The sequence below is a fragment of the Vibrio sp. 2132-1 genome, from assembly GCF_033344315.1.
Genome location: NZ_JAWPON010000008.1, coordinates 102,792 through 123,499 on the forward strand (window position 1 = coordinate 102,792; position 20,708 = coordinate 123,499).

19 protein-coding genes and 1 other RNA gene are annotated in these 20,708 nt (G+C 45.5%); 13 read left to right on the plus strand and 7 right to left on the minus strand.

Annotated elements, in window-relative coordinates:
* Positions 1-151: 151 nt before the first annotated feature.
* Both parE and parC read left to right on the plus strand, forming a co-directional pair.
* The gene (gene parE / locus R8N47_RS10905) at positions 152-2,032 is read left to right on the plus strand and encodes a DNA topoisomerase IV subunit B (RefSeq protein WP_005387417.1); all 1,881 of its coding nucleotides are present in this window, start codon (positions 152-154) and stop codon (positions 2,030-2,032) included.
* A gap of 3 nt (positions 2,033-2,035) precedes the next feature.
* Complete coding sequence (gene parC, locus R8N47_RS10910) at positions 2,036-4,321, plus strand: DNA topoisomerase IV subunit A (protein ID WP_017633605.1); 2,286 nt, start codon at positions 2,036-2,038, stop codon at positions 4,319-4,321.
* Positions 4,322-4,358: 37 nt separating this feature from the next.
* Here the strand turns inward: parC and degS are convergent, their stop codons facing one another.
* The 3 genes from degS to zapG all read right to left on the minus strand — a co-directional run bounded on the left by degS (position 4,359) and on the right by zapG (position 7,625).
* Entirely contained in the window at positions 4,359-5,423 is a 1,065-nt protein-coding gene (gene degS, locus R8N47_RS10915) for an outer membrane-stress sensor serine endopeptidase DegS (RefSeq protein WP_017633606.1), read from the minus strand.
* A 190-nt stretch (positions 5,424-5,613) separates the two neighbouring features.
* The gene (locus R8N47_RS10920; protein WP_064353618.1) at positions 5,614-6,981 is read right to left on the minus strand and encodes a Do family serine endopeptidase; all 1,368 of its coding nucleotides are present in this window, start codon (positions 6,979-6,981) and stop codon (positions 5,614-5,616) included.
* Positions 6,982-7,181: 200 nt separating this feature from the next.
* Positions 7,182-7,625 carry a Z-ring associated protein ZapG gene (gene zapG, locus R8N47_RS10925; protein WP_005379861.1) on the minus strand — a complete coding sequence of 148 codons (444 nt, stop codon included), beginning with the start codon at positions 7,623-7,625 and terminating at the stop codon, positions 7,182-7,184.
* 195 nt (positions 7,626-7,820) lie between these two features.
* Here zapG and zapE point away from each other — a divergent pair, with 195 nt between their 5' ends.
* From zapE to sspB, 8 genes are all read left to right on the plus strand, one after another.
* Positions 7,821-8,924 (plus strand): cell division protein ZapE, encoded by a 1,104-nt coding sequence (gene zapE, locus R8N47_RS10930; protein WP_064353619.1) that lies wholly within the window; start codon positions 7,821-7,823, stop codon positions 8,922-8,924.
* Positions 8,925-9,175: 251 nt separating this feature from the next.
* Positions 9,176-9,604 carry a 50S ribosomal protein L13 gene (gene rplM, locus R8N47_RS10935; protein WP_005372872.1) on the plus strand — a complete coding sequence of 143 codons (429 nt, stop codon included), beginning with the start codon at positions 9,176-9,178 and terminating at the stop codon, positions 9,602-9,604.
* 15 nt (positions 9,605-9,619) lie between these two features.
* Complete coding sequence (rpsI, locus tag R8N47_RS10940) at positions 9,620-10,012, plus strand: 30S ribosomal protein S9 (protein WP_005372876.1); 393 nt, start codon at positions 9,620-9,622, stop codon at positions 10,010-10,012.
* A 690-nt stretch (positions 10,013-10,702) separates the two neighbouring features.
* Positions 10,703-11,293 (plus strand): ubiquinol-cytochrome c reductase iron-sulfur subunit, encoded by a 591-nt coding sequence (gene petA, locus R8N47_RS10945; protein ID WP_005372877.1) that lies wholly within the window; start codon positions 10,703-10,705, stop codon positions 11,291-11,293.
* Positions 11,293-12,558 (plus strand): cytochrome b, encoded by a 1,266-nt coding sequence (locus R8N47_RS10950; RefSeq protein WP_005372880.1) that lies wholly within the window; start codon positions 11,293-11,295, stop codon positions 12,556-12,558. Before petA ends, R8N47_RS10950 begins: the two co-directional genes overlap by 1 nt.
* Entirely contained in the window at positions 12,555-13,292 is a 738-nt protein-coding gene (locus tag R8N47_RS10955) for a cytochrome c1 (RefSeq protein ID WP_005372881.1), read from the plus strand. Before R8N47_RS10950 ends, R8N47_RS10955 begins: the two co-directional genes overlap by 4 nt.
* Before the next feature lie 96 nt (positions 13,293-13,388).
* Entirely contained in the window at positions 13,389-14,024 is a 636-nt protein-coding gene (gene sspA / locus R8N47_RS10960; protein WP_005372897.1) for a stringent starvation protein SspA, read from the plus strand.
* Positions 14,025-14,041: 17 nt separating this feature from the next.
* Entirely contained in the window at positions 14,042-14,527 is a 486-nt protein-coding gene (gene sspB / locus R8N47_RS10965) for a ClpXP protease specificity-enhancing factor (RefSeq protein WP_005387408.1), read from the plus strand.
* Between the two features lie 73 nt (positions 14,528-14,600).
* Here the strand turns inward: sspB and R8N47_RS10970 are convergent, their stop codons facing one another.
* Genes R8N47_RS10970 through R8N47_RS10985 form a run of 4 tightly spaced genes read right to left on the minus strand, consistent with a single transcriptional unit; the run spans position 14,601 to position 18,051 of the window.
* Positions 14,601-15,269 carry a BON domain-containing protein gene (locus tag R8N47_RS10970; protein WP_025768401.1) on the minus strand — a complete coding sequence of 223 codons (669 nt, stop codon included), beginning with the start codon at positions 15,267-15,269 and terminating at the stop codon, positions 14,601-14,603.
* Between the two features lie 21 nt (positions 15,270-15,290).
* Positions 15,291-15,881, minus strand: coding sequence for a phosphoheptose isomerase (locus R8N47_RS10975; protein ID WP_005372901.1), 591 nt, complete (start codon positions 15,879-15,881; stop codon positions 15,291-15,293).
* Between the two features lie 3 nt (positions 15,882-15,884).
* Positions 15,885-16,253 carry a YraN family protein gene (locus tag R8N47_RS10980; RefSeq protein WP_005372903.1) on the minus strand — a complete coding sequence of 123 codons (369 nt, stop codon included), beginning with the start codon at positions 16,251-16,253 and terminating at the stop codon, positions 15,885-15,887.
* Complete coding sequence (locus R8N47_RS10985) at positions 16,240-18,051, minus strand: penicillin-binding protein activator (protein WP_064353620.1); 1,812 nt, start codon at positions 18,049-18,051, stop codon at positions 16,240-16,242. Before R8N47_RS10985 ends, R8N47_RS10980 begins: the two co-directional genes overlap by 14 nt.
* A gap of 68 nt (positions 18,052-18,119) precedes the next feature.
* Between R8N47_RS10985 and rsmI the strand changes: the two genes are divergently transcribed.
* The 3 genes from rsmI (at position 18,120) to rsmH (ending at position 20,707) form a co-directional block, all read left to right on the plus strand.
* Complete coding sequence (gene rsmI / locus R8N47_RS10990; RefSeq protein ID WP_005372907.1) at positions 18,120-18,983, plus strand: 16S rRNA (cytidine(1402)-2'-O)-methyltransferase; 864 nt, start codon at positions 18,120-18,122, stop codon at positions 18,981-18,983.
* A 167-nt stretch (positions 18,984-19,150) separates the two neighbouring features.
* Positions 19,151-19,581: RNase P RNA component class A (gene rnpB / locus R8N47_RS10995), an RNA gene on the plus strand.
* Positions 19,582-19,756: 175 nt separating this feature from the next.
* A complete protein-coding gene (gene rsmH / locus R8N47_RS11000) occupies positions 19,757-20,707 on the plus strand; it encodes a 16S rRNA (cytosine(1402)-N(4))-methyltransferase RsmH (protein ID WP_017633610.1) in 951 nt (316 codons plus the stop codon).
* The last annotated feature ends 1 nt before the right edge of the window (position 20,708 follow it).

The following is a 20,708-nucleotide window of genomic DNA, read 5'->3' on the forward strand; positions in this document are numbered from 1 at the left end:
CTTAAGGGTCGAGGACCCTGGCTACTTTGTTATGCATCATGTTTACAAACTCTTAGTGATGTGAACAGGGTGGCTTTTTCGTTTCCTGAGTATGGGTACGCCCATTGGTGATACTCAGGCAACAAGTAAACTTTGAGAATAATTCCGTATTATGACTGAACAATATAATGCTGGTGCCATTGAAGTACTGAATGGCTTAGAGCCAGTACGTCGCCGACCAGGGATGTATACGGATACAGCGCGCCCAAACCATTTGGGCCAAGAAGTTATCGACAACAGTGTCGATGAAGCGCTAGCCGGACATGCCTCAAAAGTACAAGTCATCCTACATGCTGACCAATCACTCGAAGTGATCGATGATGGTCGAGGCATGCCTGTTGATATCCACCCAGAAGAGAAAGTATCAGGCGTAGAGCTAATTCTATGTAAGCTACATGCGGGTGGTAAGTTCTCTAACAAAAACTACCAATTCTCTGGTGGTTTGCACGGGGTAGGTATATCTGTAGTAAACGCGTTGTCAAAACGCGTTGAAGTAACAGTTCGTCGTGATGGTCAAGTGTATGAAATTGCATTTGAACACGGCGAGAAAGTGTCTGATCTGACCGTAACTGGCACATGTGGTCGTCGCAATCGCGGTACCAGCGTACATTTCTGGCCTGATGCGAAGTACTTCGATTCGGCTAACTTCTCTGTGACGCGCTTAGTCAACAACCTGCGCGCAAAAGCGGTTTTGTGTCCGGGCTTAGAAATCACATTAACCGACAAAGTTAATGGCAAAGACTATAAGTGGTACTACGAAGATGGTTTGAAAGACTATCTTGCGGAAGGTGTAAAAGGCTATCCAGTTATTCCTGAAGAACCATTTACTGGTGAGTTCTTGGCGGATACTGAAGCGGCAAACTGGGCGGTAATTTGGCAGCCAGAAGGCGGTGAGATGATCACCGAAAGCTACGTTAACCTGATCCCAACCGCTCAAGGTGGTACGCACGTTAATGGTTTACGCCAAGGCTTGTTGGAAGCGATGCGCGAATTCTGTGAGTTCCGTAATCTATTACCTCGTGGTGTGAAGCTAACGGGTGATGACGTTTTCGACCGCTGTTCTTACGTGCTGTCGGTTAAGATTCAAGACCCGCAATTTGCAGGCCAGACCAAGGAACGTCTCTCTTCTCGTCAAACCGCGGCATTTGTCTCTGGCGTAGTCAAAGATGCGTTCAGCCTTTGGTTGAACGAAAAGCCTCAGCTCGCAGAGCAATTGGCAGAAGTCTGTATCGCTAACGCGCACCGTCGTATGCGAGCGGCGAAAAAAGTCGTACGTAAGAAAGTGGCGTCCGGTCCGGCACTGCCAGGCAAGTTGACCGACTGTTCAGCACAGGACTTAAGTCGCACTGAAATCTTCTTTGTGGAGGGTGACTCTGCGGGTGGCTCGGCAAAACAGGCACGTGACCGTGAATTCCAAGCTGTGATGCCACTGCGTGGTAAGATCTTGAACACGTGGGAAGTCTCTGCCGATCAAGTTCTTGCGTCTCAAGAAGTACACGATATCTCAGTTGCTTTGGGTATTGACCCAGATAGCGACAACCTCGAGAGTCTTCGTTACGGTAAGATCTGTATCCTTGCCGATGCGGACTCGGATGGTCTTCACATCGCAACGCTGCTTTGTGCTCTATTTACTCGTCACTTCCGCGCACTAGTGGAAGCGGGTCATATCTATGTGGCGATGCCGCCTCTGTATCGAATCGACTGCGGGAAAGAAGTGTTCTACGCCCTCGATGATGATGAAAAAGATGGCATTTTAGAGCGCTTGTCGAAGAAGAAAGCCAAAATCAACGTGCAACGATTCAAAGGTCTGGGTGAGATGAACCCACTTCAGTTGCGTGAAACCACCATGGATCCGAACACGCGTCGCTTAGTGCAGTTAACCATTGACGACTCTACGGCGACCATGGAAATGATGGACATGCTGCTAGGTAAAAAGCGTGCAGATGACCGTCGTTCTTGGCTACAAAACAACGGCGACTTGGCAGAGGTGTAACGGATGTCTACAGAAATTACCTACGATGGCGTCGAACAATTGCCAATGCGCAAGTTCACTGAAGACGCTTATCTGAACTACTCGATGTACGTAATCATGGACCGCGCCTTGCCATACATTGGTGATGGCTTAAAGCCGGTTCAACGACGCATCATTTATGCGATGTCAGAGCTTGGTCTCTCTGCATCAGCAAAATACAAAAAATCTGCACGTACCGTTGGTGACGTGCTAGGTAAATACCATCCGCACGGTGATTCAGCGTGTTACGAAGCGATGGTATTGATGGCTCAGCCATTCTCTTACCGCTATCCATTAGTGGATGGTCAAGGTAACTGGGGTGCGCCAGATGATCCGAAATCATTTGCGGCAATGCGTTATACCGAAGCAAAACTGTCTAAGTTTGCTGAAGTATTGCTTGGCGAACTTGGCCAGGGCACGGTTGAATGGCAACCTAACTTTGATGGCACAATGAAAGAGCCACAAATGTTGCCAGCACGTCTGCCTCACATCCTGCTCAACGGTGTAACCGGCATTGCCGTTGGTATGGCAACAGACATCCCACCGCACAACGTTCGTGAAATCGCAGATGCGACTATTCATTTGATCGACAACCCGAAAGCAGAACTGCCGGACGTGATGCAGTATGTCAAAGGTCCAGATTACCCAACAGAAGCAGAAATTATCTCGCCGCAAGCGGATATCGAGAAGATTTACCGCAACGGTCGTGGCAGCATCAAAATGCGCGCGGTTTGGCATAAAGAAGGTTCTGATATTGTTATCACTTCTTTGCCTCACCAAGTATCGGGTGCCAAACTGCTTGAGCAAATCGCTAACCAGATGCGTGCGAAGAAGCTGCCAATGGTTGACGATCTTCGTGACGAATCGGATCACGAGAACCCAACGCGTATTGTTGTGGTGCCTAAGTCAAACCGCGTCGATTGTGACTTGTTGATGAACCATTTGTTCGCATCAACGGATCTTGAGCGCAGTTACCGCGTTAACTTGAACATGATTGGTTTGGATAACCGTCCTCAAGTTAAAGGTCTGGTGCAAATTCTATCTGAGTGGATCGAGTTCCGTCGTACGACTGTGCGTCGTCGTCTACAACACCGCCTAGACAAAGTAATGGCTCGTCTACACATCTTGGAAGGTTTGTTGGTTGCTTACCTCAACCTAGATGAAGTGATTGAGATCATCCGTACTGAAGACGATCCAAAAGCGGTGCTGATGGAACGCTTTGGTATTACCGATATCCAAGCGGATGCAATTTTAGATACCAAACTTCGTCATCTAGCAAAACTAGAAGAGATGAAGATCCGTGGTGAGCAAGACGAGCTAGAGAAAGAGCGTGAGAAGCTAGAACAGCTACTCGGTTCTGAGCGTCGTCTGAACACACTACTGAAAAAAGAAATCAAAGCAGACGCAGAGAAATACGGTGATGACCGTCGCTCTCCAATGGTTGAGCGTGCAGAAGCAAAAGCGCTGACTGAACGTGACCTCGTACCAAGTGAGCCAATCACGGTTGTGCTTTCTGAGAAAGGTTGGATTCGTCACGCGAAAGGCCATGACGTGGATGCCGAAGGCTTAAACTATAAGTCGGGTGATAAGTATTTAGCGCATGCTCGAGGTAAGAGTAATCAGCCTGCGGTATTCCTAGGTAGTGACGGTCGAAGTTACTCTCTGGAATCGCACTCACTGCCTTCTGCTCGTAGTCAAGGTGAGCCGATTACCGGTCGCTTGAATATTACGGCTGGTAGCAGTATTCGCCAAGTCATCATGAGTGAAGAAGATCAGCTGTGGCTGGTGGGTTCAGATGCAGGTTACGGCTTTGTATGTAAAGGTGCGGACTTGCTGTCTAAAAACCGCAGCGGTAAAGCGCTCGTCACTTTACCTGCCAACTCTGAGATCATGACGCCAAAAGAGATTGAAGATTTAGACTCTGATGAAATCTTAGCAATCACTAACCAAGGTCGCATGCTGCTGTTCCCAATCAAAGACTTGCCACAACTGGCGAAAGGTAAAGGGAATAAGATCATCAACATTCCTGCAGCTAAAGCAAAAGAGCGAGAAGAAGTACTATCTCACTTAATGTCTTTACCAAAAGGTGCATCGTTAACGCTGTACGCGGGTAAGCGAAAGTTGGGTCTTAAACCGTCTGACCTTGATAACTTCCGTGGCGAACGTGGTCGCCGAGGTGGGTTATTACCGAGAGGTTTGCAGCGAGTCACTCGCATTGAAGTTGAGCTAGATGATTCCGATACGACGGAAACACCGAGCGATAGCGAGTAACGCACAAATAAAAATCCCAGCCAATGGCTGGGATTTTTTATGCTTCTTGCTTGTCTTCAGCAATGGTGACTTTCAAGGTCATCTCTTTTCCTTTGCGAATGATACCGACGTCCACGGTGGTGCCAGGCCGTAAATCGGTGACGATATCCATAACGCTCTGACGCCCCTGAACCTTATTGCCATCAATACTGATAATGATATCTTGTTTTTGAAAGCCAGCCGCATTGGCTGGGCCATTTGGATCAATACCAAGTACGACAATACCACCTATGTGTTCATTTCCAAGTAGGCGAGCAGTGACCGCATTAATGTCTTGGCCGTCGATTCCAATATAACCACGAATCACGCGGCCATCAGCGATGATTTTCTGCATGATCTTACTCGCTAGCGGCGCAGGGATCGCAAAAGAAATACCGTAAGTTTCTAAGTCTGTCGCTTGCTGAAAAGAGGCGGTGTTAATGCCGACGAGCTCGCCTTGTGTGTTCACTAGGGCTCCACCAGAATTACCTTCATTGATGGCGGCATCGGTTTGAATGAATGCTTGACGACCATCGCTAATAGATGAACGACCTGTGGCAGAAATAATGCCGAACGTTGTGGTTTGTCCAAGGTTGTATGGGTTACCGATGGCTAGTACTACATCGCCCACTTGTGGTTTGTAATTAGAGTTTAGAGGGATTACGGGCAAATTCGAACCTTCGACACGCAGCACGGCTATATCAGTACGTTTATCTGTCCCTACGAGCTGAGCCGCTGCGGCTCTGCCGTCTTGTAATGCCACAACAATTTGATCAGCTTGAGCAACCACATGATAGTTAGTAATGATGTAGCCCTTCTCACTAACAATGACACCTGACCCCAGGCCTTGAGTCGAGAGTTTACTGCGATCATTCTCAACATACTTACGGCTGTAGATGTTTACCACTGCAGGCGCTGCTCTTCGGACCGCTTGATTAAACGTCAACTCGACTGATGCGATATTAACAGGTTGAGGATCAAGCGCGGCAGGAATTACGTTGTTGCGCAAAGATGGAACCGCCAGTAATACCACTGCGGCAGTAGCCAAGCCTAAAAAGACAGAACGTAATAAAAAGCTGAGCATATCCTCTCCATGCGTGAGCGCCAAAATGGCATCGAAGATGAAGAATAGCATTACATTGAAAAATAACAAAAGGGCAGCACGTCATCGCGCTGCCCTTTTCATTAGTTATTGAGCGATAAGGAAAAGTGATCGAGCCTTATCACTCAGTACTATGCATCGAAAACCTTATTTCCTATCACTTTGAAAGTGGTTAACGAATGACAAGATAAATAGTACGTTCACCACGTTGAATATTAAGAGCCAGTACACCTTTGTGTTTCTCTACGATTGTACGAAGCTCGGCAAGGTTTTTCACTCGTTGACGGTTCACACCGATAATAATGTCACCTTGTTGTAATTGATATTGAGCCGCTGGAGAGTTATCTGCAACGCTCGATACTTTAACACCTTGGATTACATCACTTGGTGTTGTATTGCTTAACTCCGCACCTTTGAGTCCCTCATGTAATGTCTCCGCTTTAGCTTTCATATTCGTAGATTCGCCAAGCGTTACATCAAAGGTTTTATTCTTACCATCTCGAACCACACCTAATGTGATTTCTTTACCTGCGCCCAGTGTTGCCACTTTTGCGCGGAGCTCTGAGAAAGTATTAATCGCTTTGCCGTTCACCGATACAATTACGTCACCGGCTTTTAACCCTGCTTTATCGGCTGCGCTGTCCGGTACGACTTGACCAATAAAGGCCCCTTTACTTGACTCGTAACCCAATGCATCAGCTAGCTCAGAGGTTACTTCGCCACCTTGCACACCCAACATGCCGCGTTTGACTTCACCAAACTCTAGAATTTGATCAGTGAGGTTTTTCATCATGTTTGATGGAATCGCAAAGCCAATACCCACATTACCGCCGTTAGGGCCTAAAATCGCAGTATTAATACCGATCAGCTCACCATTAAGGTTGACCAATGCACCACCAGAGTTACCGCTGTTAATTGCGGCATCGGTTTGGATGAAGTTTTCGAAGTTTTCAACGTTTAAGCCACTACGACCAAGGGCTGAAACAATACCCGAAGTCACAGTTTGACCGAGTCCAAATGGGTTACCAATCGCAACCGTAAAGTCACCGACACGCAGTTTGTCGGAATCCGCGACTTTAATCTGCGTTAAGTTTTTCGCTTTCTCTAATTTAAGTAACGCAACATCGGCCATTTCATCACCGCCAACGAGCGTAGCGTCATACTCGCGCCCGTCAAAGAGGCGAACTCGAATCTCATCTGCCCCCTTGATCACGTGGTAGTTAGTGACAATATGGCCTTTCTTCGCATCAATAATGACACCAGACCCTAAACCTCTGAACGGGCGCTCTCGCCTTTGTTCCATAGGAAAGTCTGGGCCAAAGAAAAATTGAAATTGCTCGGGAATGCGGCTGGTTTGTACTTGTTTACCTTCTACAGCAATACTCACAACAGCTGGGGTCACCTTCTCAAGCATTGGTGCCAAGCTAGGTAACTGTTGGCCATCCACATTCAAAGGTAATGCGGCAGTGGCTTGAACTGGGGCAATAATCGAACCCAAACTCAGAGATAGAACGGTGAGCGCAAGCAGTGTTTTTTTCATCCAATAACTCCTCTTGAAACATGTCTGCCAAAAAGAAATATCCGAACGGTTAGTTCACTTTGTTAATAACTAATATAGGGTCTAGTTCGGACAATCAAAAGGGGAGGCAGTGCACACCCAAGTTAGAGCGAAGGTGAGGGGAAAAAGTTCAAAAAAGGGCCGATACAAATGTATCGGCCCTAGATAGAAGTAAGAGAGGATTATGATGCTTTTGCGGTTACCGCTTCGGGAGCATTAATGATTTCTTTCTCTTGATCCTTCAAAAGACCGGTGGCGCCATTAGCGTAGTCTTTTGGTTGTTCGTTAAACTCTGGTTGATCTTCTGCAATGGTTTCAGACGACATTGCCGTTTTCTTATCAAACGGGTTGTCTTGTTCTGGTAAGTTTGGCAAAAGCTCAGAAGAGGTCTTGGCCATATGTTGGTATAGCTTGGTGTAATCTTTACCTAGGGTGTCCAACATTTCTGCGGTTTGTGCAAAGTGATCGACGAGCTCTTGACGTTGTTGCTCTAATTCAAACTTGGCCGCTTCAAGTTCTTTCTGCACAGACTTTTGTTTTTTGTATTCAGGGGTGGTTAGTCTACTAATGACTACGCCTACGATTGTACCGACCAGCAAACCCACAATGGCATAAATCCAAGGCATAACTGCTCCTTATAGTTGTTTTAACAAGTCTTTTACTACTTAGTTACACGCGGTGCTCGTCCATGTTACTATGGCTTGAACAGCCGATAAAGAAAAATAGCAGTATGTCTTCGGGGACTGATAACTACTTCTCTCTATTCTCAAAGTTGACCCCGAGGTAACCCTTTTCTCTATACCTCTATACGACTTAATACGATGACACCACTACAACAATATAAAAAAGACATAGCAGAACACGGGTTTCAGCGTGATGAAGCTCAGTATCAAGCGGTCGTTGCATTAGACAAGCTTTACCATGCTATCGTTGAATTTCAGTCAGCGCCTGTTCCTCAGCTTTCCAAATGGCAAAAGCTAATGGGGAAAAAAATCGACAAGCCTGAACCACCAAAAGGTCTTTACTTTTGGGGTGGGGTAGGTCGCGGTAAAACCTACCTTATGGATGCATTTTTTGATGCTTTACCGACCCAAAGAAAAATGCGCGTCCACTTCCATCGATTTATGTATCGAGTACATGATGAGTTGAAGCTGTTAGGTGATGTCGAAAATCCTCTATCAAAAGTGGCGGATAAATTTAAAGAAGAAGCAGATGTGGTTTGCTTTGATGAATTTTTTGTTTCCGACATTACTGATGCGATGATCCTTGCAACGCTACTTCAAGAAATGTTCAAGCGGCAGATGATCCTAGTCGCGACTTCAAACATCGAGCCGCAGAACTTATATCGTAACGGTTTGCAAAGAGCGCGCTTTTTGCCCGCGATCGATATGATTTTGGCACGTTGTGAAGTGTTGAATGTCGATAGTGGCGTTGATTATCGCTTAAGAACGTTAGAACAGGCTGAAATATACCATTACCCGCTTGATGAGCAGGCTAGCATAAACCTTAACAAATATTATCAGCAGCTGACTGGAGAGCGTCAGTTTGTTGCTCATCAAATCGAAGTTAACCACCGTCAACTAGCGGTGATTGAAGCAAGCGACGGGGTGCTGCATGCGTCGTTTGCTCAGTTGTGTCAAACTGCTCGCAGTCAAAATGACTACATTGAATTGTCTCGTATTTACCACACTGTATTACTGGCAGATGTTCAACAAATGAACCGAAAAATAGATGATGCGGCGAGACGCTTTATCGCGCTAGTCGATGAGTTTTACGAGCGCAATGTTAAGTTGATTATTTCTGCTGAAGTGCCAATGGCCGACTTATATACTGACGGGCAGTTAGAGTTCGAATTTAAGCGCTGTTTGTCTCGGCTTATTGAGATGCAAAGTCATGAGTATCTCGCGCGTGAACATTTGGCCTAGATCCAATGGATTCTTAAAAAAGTGAAGAAAAAATTAGTGATTTGGCGCAAAAAAAGGTGATTTTTTCTTCGCTCTTCTCTATAATCCTGCGACCCACCGTTACTGCAGACCTGATTATCGAAGTTATTTCGAAATTGAAGGTCGAGAGTACCAACGACTCGAAGGGGTGATGACTGGGCTCTTAGACAGTGTGGGAGCACTATTGGGTGTTCCTTTAAAGTTTAAAATTTAATTAACGGGTTATTGTTAGCATGAAAACTTTCGTTGCTAAACCAGAAACTGTAAAACGCGACTGGTACGTTGTAGACGCTGAAGGTAAAACTCTTGGCCGTCTAGCAAGTGAAATTGCATCTCGCCTACGTGGCAAACATAAAGCTGAATACACTCCTCACGTTGACACTGGTGATTACATCATCGTTATCAACGCTGAGAAAGTTGCTGTAACTGGTAACAAAGCTAAGAACAAAGTGTACTACCGTCACTCTGAATTCCCAGGTGGTCTAAAATCTATCACTTTTGAAAAGTTGATCGATCGTAAACCTGAGATGGCTCTTGAGCTTGCAGTTAAAGGCATGCTTCCACGTGGTCCTCTAGGCCGTGCTATGTACCGTAAGCTAAAAGTTTACGCGGGCGCTGAGCACAACCATGTTGCTCAACAACCACAAGTACTAGACATCTAATTGGGGATTTCGAAAATGGCAGAGAATCAATACTACGGCACTGGCCGTCGCAAAAGCTCAGCTGCACGTGTTTTCATTAAACCAGGCAGCGGTAACATTGTAGTAAACAAGCGTAACCTTGACGAATACTTCGGTCGTCCAACAGCACGTATGGTTGTACAACAACCTCTAGAGCTAGTTGAACTAACTGAAAAGCTAGACCTTTACGTAACAGTTAAAGGCGGCGGTATTTCTGGTCAAGCTGGTGCTATCCGTCACGGTATCACTCGCGCGCTTATGGAATACGATGAGTCTCTACGTCCTGCTCTACGCGCAGCTGGCTACGTTACTCGTGACGCTCGTTGCGTTGAACGTAAGAAAGTTGGTCTACGTAAAGCACGTCGTCGTCCACAGTTCTCTAAGCGTTAATTTCCTCTTATCGGGAATTATGCTTTTCAGAGTTACTCTGGAAACTGTGTACCAAAAGCTCGGCTCTATGCCGGGCTTTTTTGTATTTAAAGACATCATACTTGTCTTCAAGCAACGAACAGCCTTCACTTATCATCACACTCCGAGCAAGCCTTCTTATTCGTCCTTCGTCGAAAGGTTGCCAGTGCCGTTTTATATGTGCCTTATTTAATTGCGACTCACCACGCTTTCTCTTGCGATGCAGCATAGATGTATTCATCAGCAAGAATGTCTTTGTATCTTATTCTTCCTGTAATATGTTTTAAAATGACTTACGCTCCTTTTTGAGCATTCTGCGTGCTACAAAATTGAAAATATAAACACAGCAAGCTGAACGCGTAATACGAAATATTTCTCTGTGTAATTAACTGAAAACTACCAAGATAAAAGGTTTTATCCGCTTTCAGCGGGGCTTCTATGTGGTGCTTTCTTGTTACAAATCACATCAATTTTTTATAATTCTGCCGCTTTTGTGACGACGCGAGCGATTTGCCTCACAAATGTTACAAAAAGGTAGCTTTATCTTGTCAAAAAGTAGGGTTTTCTTTATCATTTCCCTCCAATAAATAGAACTAAATTCATTATTTGTTAGCCATGCTCTTATAAGCGGAATAATAACGATCCAAAGGGAGCAAATGGGAGAATGTTTGGATGAGCAACGCGCCTTTAAATAACGGTCGCAGGCGTTTTCTAACCGCTACAACGGCAGTTGTTGGTGGGTTAGGGGCAGTCGCCGTCGCCGTGCCTTTTATCAAATCATGGAATCCGAGTGCTAAAGCCAAAGCGGCGGGCGCACCGGTGGAAGTGGATATAAGTAAAATTGAACCAGGTCAGCTGGTTCGTGTTGAGTGGCAGGGAAAACCTGTATGGATTGTTCGCCGCACTCAAAGCGTTCTGGATAACTTAAAATCGATCGGTGATAAGCTTCGCGATCCACAATCTGAAATGGAGCAGCAGCCTGAGTACGCTCAGAATGAGTTTCGTTCGATTAAGGAAGAGTTTTTCGTCGCAGTTGGTTTCTGTACCCACTTAGGTTGTTCACCAACCTATCTACCTGACTCTTTCTCAGAGCAGGTGCAGGGCGTAAGATCTGGCTTCTTCTGTCCTTGTCATGGTTCTAAGTTCGACATGGCTGGTCGAGTGTTCCAAGGAGTACCTGCTCCGTTGAACCTTGTCGTTCCTAAGCACATGTATTTGAGCGATACCAAGCTCATTGTGGGTGTTGATGAGGGAGATGCATAATGCAAGCAATGTTAGATTGGGTTGAAAAGCGTATTCCTGCAATGAATGCTTATAAAAAGCATTTGTCTGAATACCCAATGCCTAAGAACTTCAACTTTTGGTACCTTTTCGGTTCTCTGGCGATGCTGGTTCTTGTTAACCAAATCCTAACGGGTATTTGGCTAACGATGAACTATGTTCCTTCAGGTGACGGTGCATTTGCGTCTATCGAATACATTATGCGTGATGTAGAGTACGGTTGGCTTCTGCGTTACATGCATTCCACTGGCGCGTCAGCGTTTTTCGTTGTTGTGTATCTTCACATGTTCCGTGGTTTGATCTACGGTTCATACCAAAAACCTCGTGAACTGTTGTGGATCTTCGGTATGTTGATCTTCCTAGTTCTCATGGCTGAAGCGTTCATGGGTTACCTACTTCCATGGGGTCAGATGTCATACTGGGGTGCGCAGGTAATCATTTCCCTGTTTGGTGCTATTCCTGTTATCGGTGATGACCTAACACTTTGGATTCGTGGTGACTACATCATCTCTGGTGCAACGCTAAACCGTTTCTTCGCACTACACGTTATTGCCTTGCCTATTGTTTTGCTTCTTCTTGTTGTTCTGCACGTATTGGCGCTGCACGAAGTAGGCTCAAACAACCCGGATGGTATCGAAACTAAGCTGCCAAAAGGCTCAATGGGCGACGATTACAAAACGCAATTCAAGTTCCACGATTACTACACGAAGAAATATGACATCATTGATTCGATTCCTTTCCATCCGTACGGCACGGTTAAGGACTTGGTCGGTGTTGCTGGTTTCTTGTTCTTCTTCTGTTACGTGCTGTTCTTTAACCCAGAAATGGGTGGGTACTTCCTTGAGCCGCCTAACTTTGAAGCTGCAAACCCATTGAAGACACCAGAGCATATTGCTCCGGTATGGTACTTCACGCCGTTCTACGCAATCCTACGTGCGGTTCCAGACAAACTATTAGGTGTTATCCTAATGGGTGCGTCAATTGCAGTGCTGTTTGTTCTACCTTGGTTGGATCGTTGTAAAGTTCGTTCATACCGTTACCGTAGCAAACTTCATCTATTGAATATTGTACAGTTCACTATCGCCTTTATCGCTCTAGGTATTTTAGGTGCGTTACCAGCGACACCAACGTACACACTACTATCTCAGATCTTTAGCTTGTGTTACTTCATGTTCTTTGTGTTGCTGTTCTTCTACAGCAAAAATGAAGCAACCAAACCATTACCAGAGAGGGTGACATTCAAATGAAGAAGTGGATTGTAATTCTATTTGCTATGTTGCCATCACTAGCGATGGCAGCTGGGGCCAATGTTCCGCTGGATAAAGCGAATGTTGACCTTACGGATAAAGCTTCGCTACAAAACGGCGCGAAGTTGTTCATGAACTACTGTTTTGCTTGTCACTCTACGCAATACCAGCGTTACGAGCGTGTAGCAACAGACTTGGAAATTCCAACAGACTTAATGAAAGAAAACCTGATTTTCAATCCTGAAGCGAAAATCGGTGATCTAATGGTCAATGCTATGCCACCGAAGCAAGCGGCAAACTGGTTTGGTGCTCCACCACCAGATCTTACGTTGGTTGCACGAGTTCGTGGTGCTGATTGGTTATACACTTACTTACGCTCTTTCTATGTTGATCCATCTCGTCCATTCGGCGTGAACAACATCGTCTTCCCGAGTGTTGGTATGCCGCATGTGCTTGAAGAGCTACAGGGCATCCCGACGCCTATTTACGATACGAAAATCGTAGATGGCGAAGAAGTACAAGTTGTTGTTGGTACTGAAACCGATGGCACGGGTGAGCTGAGTGAAGGCGAATATGACAAAGCGGTTGGCGATCTCGTTAACTTCTTAGTTTATTCAGGTGACCCAGTGCAGCTTGAGCGTCACGCTCTAGGCTGGTGGGTAATGGGCTTCTTAGTGCTTCTAACCATCGTTGTTGTGATGCTCAAGAAAGAGTATTGGCGCGATGTGCATTAATTGTGCTAAAATACCGTGCTAATTCCCAATTTTAATTGATGTACAATGGAGGCTTAGCCTCCATTGTTTTTATTTGTAAGTGTACTGGAGGGCTCCATGGCTGTAGCTGCCAATAAACGTTCTGTGATGACTCTTTTCTCAAGTGCATCAGATTTGTATAGCCATCAGGTTCGCATTGTACTAGCTGAAAAAGGCGTAAGTGTTGAAGTTGAGCTTGTTGACGAAGCAAACCTTCCTGCTGAGCTTGTTGAGCTAAACCCATATAAATCAGTGCCAACTCTTGTTGACCGTGAGCTAGCTCTTTACGATTCAAAAATCATCATGGAGTACTTGGACGAGCGTTTCCCTCATCCACCTCTAATGCCGGTTTACCCTGTTGCTCGTGGCAACAGCCGCTTGATGATGTACCGTATCGAACGCAACTGGTATTCACTCGCTGAAAAAGTGATGAAAGGTAATGCGGAAGAATCAGAAAAAGCACGCACAAAGCTGCGTAATGATCTTCTGACGTTAGCGCCAATTTTTGCTGAATATGAGTACTTCATGAGCGAAGAATTCAGCTTGATCGATTGTTACCTAGCTCCACTATTGTGGCGTTTGCCTCAACTTGGTATCGATCTTGTTGGCCCTGGTTCAAAAGAAATCAAGGTATACATGAACCGCGTATTTGAACGTGATTCGTTCCTTGCTTCTTTGACTGAAGCTGAACGTGAAATGCGCCTAGTTCGTTAAGCGATTTAAAACACGTTATGGATATTGCAAAAATGACTGCTCGCCGCCCGTATATGCTTCGCGCATTTTACGACTGGTTAGTAGACAATGACTTGACTCCTCACTTGGTTGTGGATGCAACAATGCCAGGGGTGCGTGTCCCGGTTGAATTTATTCAAGATGGTCAAATTATTTTGAATATTGCGCCACGTGCAGTGGGTAATCTTGAGTTAGGTAATGATGCGATTACCTTCCATGCTCGCTTTAGCGGTCGTCCGCACTCAGTGATTGTGCCTGTGTATGCTGTTCAAGCTATTTATGCACGTGAGAATGGTGCTGGTACTATGTTTGAACCAGAAGAAGCGTACACTCACATCGAAGAAGAAGCGATGACCGAGGAAGAATCATCCCCATCGTTCACAACGGTTAGCGATGAGCCTTCTGAGTTAGTTTCTGATTCAGATGCCGAAGAGGACGATGCTCCTCGACCAAAAGGCAAACCAAGCTTAAGAGTGATTAAATAATAAAAAAGCAGCGTAACGCTGCTTTTTTCTTTTTAACTTTTGTTGAAGGTGATTTCAAGCCAAGCTTTGGAAATTACTCACTAATCGTAAAGACTTCGACGTTCTCTTCATTTTCTGTGCTTGCCTCACTTTCTATTGTTTGTACACCGTCACTCGGTAAGTCCACTTCAACAGGCTCCATTTCGCCGTATTGGAACCCTTTAATGACTTGTTTTACGCCTGAGATATTACGTGCGATTTCTGTCGCTCGATCGCCTTGCTCTGGCGTGACATAACCAAACAGAAAAACGTCGCCATCTTCGGTGATCACTTTAACCTTAACACCATTAAGCTCAGAATCAGTAAGCAAAGCTGACTTTACTTTGGTTGTGATCCAGCTGTCATTGCTAATCTGGGTAACAGTGAGTGGCTCTTTTTGTTTGATTTGATTGTGTATGACTTTTACACCACTAACTTCTCGAGCCCTTCGCTCTAAAGCAAGGATAAGGTCTTGTGTCGGAGCTTGTCCCATAAGGACTACAGTCCCATTATATGAACTGGCAACGACACGAACTTCACCTTTAAACGGTGCTTTATTGCCGATCGCCGCAACTTCGAATTCGATGTTATTGTCCTGCCAGATTTGTTTTGTCGTGCGTGTGTCCGTGACAATATTCGCTGTGGTTGCTGCACCTGCGATAAACAAACCTGCGCAACCACTTAAACTCAATGCTGTTAATAAGATAACAAGGCTACGTATCATAATTCTGACTCTCAGTCTTGGTTACTCTTCGTGAGCAGGGAAAAGCACTTGGTCAATAAGATCACAAAGGCAATGGAGTGTTACCATATGTACTTCGTGAATACGTGCAGTGCGGTGTGATGGAATACGAATTTCGACGTCGTTCTCACCGAGCAGTCCTGCCATCTCTCCGCCATCTTTTCCTGTTAGCGCGATAATCGTCATGTCTCGAGTTACGGCTGCTTCCATCGCTTTGATAATATTTTTACTGTTACCGCTAGTCGACATGGCAAGCAAAATGTCGCCTGGTTGACCAAACGCTCGTACCTGTTTTGAGAAGATTTCCTGGTAGTGGTAATCGTTGGCCACTGCGGTTAGGGTGGTATTATCGGCGGTTAAGGCCATTGCTGGTAGGCTAGGGCGCTCAGTTTCAAAACGGTTTAAAAGACAAGAAACAAATTGTTGAGCGTTTGAAGCACTGCCGCCATTACCACAACATAAAATTTTATTGCCATTAAGCAGGCTCGACACCATCGCTTGAGCTGCATGAGTAATGGCATCAGGCAGCGCCTCTGCTGCTGCGATTTGAATTTGAATACTTTCTGTAAAGCTGTCTTTAATGCTGTCTAGCATCGCTTATCCTTCAGAGATTGCGTTTTCTATCCAGTTGATATCTCGCCCATTATCATGAATGGCGATGACATCAAATCGATAATCGATATTGTGTTTTAAGCGCTTTTGTTGGCTAAGCCAAACTTGTGCGGTTTTGACTAGCTTGCGCATTTTAGCGTGCGTCACCATTTCTGCTGCCGAGCCAAAGTGATTGTTCTTACGGTATTTGACTTCAACAAACACAATAGTTTCACCTTGTTGGAAGATTAAATCAATCTCACCGACCTTAGTCAGAAAATTTTGTTCAATAAAGTTTAAGCCCTGGCGTTGTAAATATTGCTTCGCCAGAGCTTCATATTGATTTCCGATTTGGCGCTTGCTAAAGAGCCCCACGCTCAGCCCAGCTTAGCTCACGCTGTACAACACAATTATTGTCGATACTTAAAATACCGGTTTGGCCGCCAACTGAGTAGCCCGGAACGACCTTCATTTGTGGCAGCTCCCCAATCAATTTATACGCATCCATACCCAGTGCTTTCAAACGTTTTTCCATGTTAGATTGCTCTGACCACAACTCGTTCATTTCAGCGGTCACGCTAGGGTCTGGGTCAATCAGTAATGGGATATCGCTGTAGATGATGCCTGTTAGATCTTCGTAAGTCGCGCCGCCACTGTTGCTACGCGAGCTAGAGAAAATTTGAGGAGCTTTGGCGTCTGGGTTAATCGCTACCTCAATAAATGGCTTGATCAAAGTCAGTTCCGTGCTTCTAGCAACAATATAAACCGCATCGACATCACGACGGCTACGTGGCTGTGTTTCAAGCTTGATACGCATTAGTGATTGCATCTGAGCAATACGTTGTTTGCTTTCTTGCAGACCAAATACTTCATTGATGTCTTTTTGAAGTTGGCGCTTGTCGCCAAAATAACTTGCTGCGACTTTATTAGAGCTGTACTTGCGCCATTCTTTGTTGAACGCTTCAGTTACGCGCTCACCAAAGCTGCCCTTTGGTGCCAGGATCAGAGGGAAGTTATAGCCTTCGCTGAACAAGTGTTTCGCTGCTTGTGCGGCTTCTTGTTCTGGTGATAATGCCAAGTAGCAAATATTGCTATCTGGTTGCACATCTTCGGGAATATTTAGCGCAAGGGCTGGAATCGTAGGACCATTTTCTGAGCCATCCATGGTTGTGTGCAATAGCTCAACGTTTTCTTTTTCTAGGGGACCAACAACAAAGTCGATGTTTTCATTGATCAAACGTTGTTTAATTTGGTCGGCGTTATACGCATTAGTGTCTATTACCGTGAGGGTAGCGCTTGGATCACGGTTACGATCATTCATCATCGCAAACACAAAACCATCACGAATTAATTGCGCTTGTGGCGAGAATTTACCAGTAAGCGGCAGTAACAAAGCGGTGTTGTTTGGTTTAACGATGTCTAGAGAGAGAATGTTTTGAATCTCTTCTGGTGTGTAGATAGCGGCTGGGTGCGATGGGTTCTCGTTTAACCAGCGTTCTAGGGTATTTTTTAGTTGAGATAAGTTGCCCGACAACGTTTTCGCATAAATAGCGAGTTGTAGCCAACCATCCAAAACATCTTCATTTGGCTCTGTTTCTAATGAGGTCAGTTCGTACTCGGAATAGCTGCCAAAGTTCATCCAAATACGGCTAGAAATCTCTCTCTGCTCCGCGGACGATGCATATTGGCTAAATGCAACCAGTTGGCGGTTTGCCTCAAACGCTTGGTTAAGACCTTGATAAGCGTCGGCACGCATCAAGTAATAGTCTTTCCATTGCTCATTTGGTAACTTCCACCAAGGTTTAAAATTCAACAATTGCAGCAACTGAGAGTAATTACCCTGTTTTTGCTGTATGGTCGCACGCGCTAGTTGCCACTCTGCTTGCTGAACTTCGGTTAACTGTTGACGAGCCAGGCGCTTGATCAACATTTCTGCTTGATCAAACTGGTTTGCTTGAATCGCGGCTTTGGTTGCCATGATCAACCAGTCATTTTGTAAACTGCCTTCCGTGCTATCAGCTTGGATCATATAGTTCTGAACAGACTGAGTAGGCTCAAGTGTTACATCAACGCCATCAGGCTGTCTTGGACCTGAAGAACAGGCGGCGAGCGTAATTGCTAGTGCAACAGGAGTAAGTATGCGTGGTACACTGAGTCTCTTATGGTTAATCATTGCCGTGAGTTCTCTATAATTTTGTACAAAATTGTCTCTATATTAATCGTTGAAGTGATGGTAAACAAATGACAGATAAAAATAAGTTGCCGAATGAGGGGCCAACTCTCTATATCGTACCGACTCCAATCGGAAATTTAGCGGATATCACCCAACGTGCTATCGAAATTCTGTCGACTGTGGACATCATTGCCGCTGAGGATACTCGACATACGGGCAAATTACTGTCTCACTTCAATATTCAAACCAAAACTTTTGCTCTACACGACCACAATGAGCAGCAAAAAGCACAAGTTTTGGTAGAAAAGCTGCTTTCCGGTCAGTCTATCGCATTAGTTTCTGACGCTGGTACGCCACTTATCAGCGACCCAGGATACCATTTGGTGACAAAATGTCGTCAAGCGGGCGTTAGAGTTGTGCCTCTTCCAGGTGCTTGTGCGGTCATTACGGCGTTAAGTGCCTCTGGCTTGCCATCGGATCGCTTTAGCTTCGAAGGTTTTTTACCACCGAAAAGCAAAGGTCGTAAGGATAAATTCCTAGAGATTGCTTCGGTAGAGCGTACGTGTATTTTTTACGAGTCACCGCACCGTATTTTAGACTCTCTACAAGACATGTTAGACGTTCTTGGCCCAGATAGAGAAGTTGTGTTGGCAAGAGAGCTAACAAAAACCTTTGAAACCATTCAAGGCATGCCGTTAGGTGAGCTGATTGAATGGGTGAAAAGTGACGATAACCAACAGCGTGGTGAAATGGTATTGTTGGTACATGGCCATCGTGAAACAACAGACGACTCACTACCTGAAGATGCTTTACGCACGTTAGGGATTTTGACCAAAGAGCTGCCTTTGAAAAAAGCAGCTGCTTTGGTGGCAGAAATACATAACTTGAAGAAGAATGCGCTATATAAATGGGGCTTAGAAAACTTAGACTAAGTGCCGCTAGCGAGATAAATGGTCAATGAGGGCTGATGTGTAGGCATCGGCCTTTTTATTATCTATTTTTGGCGCTTTGACTAAAAAGTCATCACTTGGTGCATTCATTTCATCATATCTGTGATCTAACTAGACTCTGAAGTGAGAACTCTATACAATCCGCCCTCGGAGCTGACTGGGTAGTCGCTGCTTTGTTGATGTCCTTCGGGAGACTGACGTCGAAGTCCCTTTGGGAGACTGACGTTGACGTCCTTCGGGAGACTGACAAAGGGGAGGAAAGTCCGGGCTTCATAGAGCAAGGTGCCAGGTAACGCCTGGGGGGCGCAAGCCTACGACAAGTGCAGCAGAGAGAAGACCGCCGATGGCCCGTAAGGGTACAGGTAAGGGTGAAAGGGTGCGGTAAGAGCGCACCGGACGACTAGCAATAGTTCGTAGCAGGGTAAACTCCACCTGAAGCAAGACCAAATAGGCCTCCACATTGCGTTGCTCGCGTAAGGAGGCGGGTAGGTTGCTCGAGCCAGTGAGTGATTGCTGGCCTAGACGAATGGCTACCGCCGCGCAAGCGGAACAGAACCCGGCTTATGTGTCGGCTCCACCTATTCGAGACCCATCTCTACTTCGGTAGTGATGGGTTTTTTGCATTTAATTGACGCAAACTATGTCATTACCAATAAACTTGGCGTAAATCACGTCTAACTTTAGACTTGTGGTGGCGATGATGTAGGAAATCAGTACACTAAAGAATCGCTTCAAGATCATTCAACGAGAAAGCTATGACCGAAACCTTCCAACATATTTCCGTGTTATTAAATGAATCCATTGATGGCTTAGCTATCAAACCAGACGGCGTCTATATTGATGGAACATTTGGCCGTGGCGGTCACAGCCGGACAATTCTATCTAAACTCGGTGAAAATGGCCGACTGTACAGTATCGACCGTGACCCTCAAGCGATCGCTGAGGCAGGAAAAATCAATGACCCTCGCTTCACCATTATTCATGGTCCATTTTCTGGTATTGCTGAGTATGCTGAAGAGTATGGGCTAGTTGGAAAAGTGGATGGTGTTCTGCTGGATTTAGGCGTTTCTTCTCCTCAGTTAGACGACGCAGAGCGTGGCTTTAGCTTTATGAAAGATGGTCCGCTAGATATGCGTATGGACCCGACATCAGGTATTCCAGTATCTCAATGGTTGATGGAAGCAGACCTCGATGATATCACTTGGGTCATTCGCGAGTTTGGGGAAGATAAACATGCGCGCCGTATTGCAAAAGCGATTGTTGCTTACCGTGAAGACGAAGAAAATGAGCCAATGGTTCGCACTGGTCAGCTGGCAAAATTGATTTCAGATGCCGCACCGAAAAGTTTTAAAGAGAAAAAACACCCTGCGACTCGTGCTTTCCAGGCTTTTCGTATTTACATCAACAGTGAGTTAGAAGAAATTGATACGGCACTTAAAGGCGCGGCGAGCATTCTGGCTCCTGAAGGCCGTTTATCTGTGATTAGCTTTCACTCTCTGGAAGACCGTATGGTCAAACGTTTTATCCGTAAAGAGAGCAAAGGGCCTGAAGTGCCACACGGTATTCCAATGACGGAAGAGCAAATTCGTGCTCTTGGTAGTGCGAATATGAAAGCGGTGAGCAAAGCGATTAAGCCAAGCAAACAAGAAATTGAAATGAACCCTCGCTCGCGCAGCTCTGTGTTAAGAATTGCGGAAAAGCTTTAAT

What these genes read in the sequence shown, in the direction of transcription:
- parE (WP_005387417.1), top strand. Translation starts at nt 152, where the DNA reads ATGACTGAACAATATAATGCTGGTGCCATTGAAGTACTGAATGGCTTA.
- parC (WP_017633605.1), top strand. Translation starts at nt 2,036, where the DNA reads ATGTCTACAGAAATTACCTACGATGGCGTCGAACAATTGCCAATGCGC.
- degS (WP_017633606.1), bottom strand. Translation starts at nt 5,423, where the DNA reads ATGCTCAGCTTTTTATTACGTTCTGTCTTTTTAGGCTTGGCTACTGCC.
- R8N47_RS10920 (WP_064353618.1), bottom strand. Translation starts at nt 6,981, where the DNA reads ATGAAAAAAACACTGCTTGCGCTCACCGTTCTATCTCTGAGTTTGGGT.
- zapG (WP_005379861.1), bottom strand. Translation starts at nt 7,625, where the DNA reads ATGCCTTGGATTTATGCCATTGTGGGTTTGCTGGTCGGTACAATCGTA.
- zapE (WP_064353619.1), top strand. Translation starts at nt 7,821, where the DNA reads ATGACACCACTACAACAATATAAAAAAGACATAGCAGAACACGGGTTT.
- rplM (WP_005372872.1), top strand. Translation starts at nt 9,176, where the DNA reads ATGAAAACTTTCGTTGCTAAACCAGAAACTGTAAAACGCGACTGGTAC.
- rpsI (WP_005372876.1), top strand. Translation starts at nt 9,620, where the DNA reads ATGGCAGAGAATCAATACTACGGCACTGGCCGTCGCAAAAGCTCAGCT.
- petA (WP_005372877.1), top strand. Translation starts at nt 10,703, where the DNA reads ATGAGCAACGCGCCTTTAAATAACGGTCGCAGGCGTTTTCTAACCGCT.
- R8N47_RS10950 (WP_005372880.1), top strand. Translation starts at nt 11,293, where the DNA reads ATGCAAGCAATGTTAGATTGGGTTGAAAAGCGTATTCCTGCAATGAAT.
- R8N47_RS10955 (WP_005372881.1), top strand. Translation starts at nt 12,555, where the DNA reads ATGAAGAAGTGGATTGTAATTCTATTTGCTATGTTGCCATCACTAGCG.
- sspA (WP_005372897.1), top strand. Translation starts at nt 13,389, where the DNA reads ATGGCTGTAGCTGCCAATAAACGTTCTGTGATGACTCTTTTCTCAAGT.
- sspB (WP_005387408.1), top strand. Translation starts at nt 14,042, where the DNA reads ATGGATATTGCAAAAATGACTGCTCGCCGCCCGTATATGCTTCGCGCA.
- R8N47_RS10970 (WP_025768401.1), bottom strand. Translation starts at nt 15,269, where the DNA reads ATGATACGTAGCCTTGTTATCTTATTAACAGCATTGAGTTTAAGTGGT.
- R8N47_RS10975 (WP_005372901.1), bottom strand. Translation starts at nt 15,881, where the DNA reads ATGCTAGACAGCATTAAAGACAGCTTTACAGAAAGTATTCAAATTCAA.
- R8N47_RS10985 (WP_064353620.1), bottom strand. Translation starts at nt 18,051, where the DNA reads ATGATTAACCATAAGAGACTCAGTGTACCACGCATACTTACTCCTGTT.
- rsmI (WP_005372907.1), top strand. Translation starts at nt 18,120, where the DNA reads ATGACAGATAAAAATAAGTTGCCGAATGAGGGGCCAACTCTCTATATC.
- rsmH (WP_017633610.1), top strand. Translation starts at nt 19,757, where the DNA reads ATGACCGAAACCTTCCAACATATTTCCGTGTTATTAAATGAATCCATT.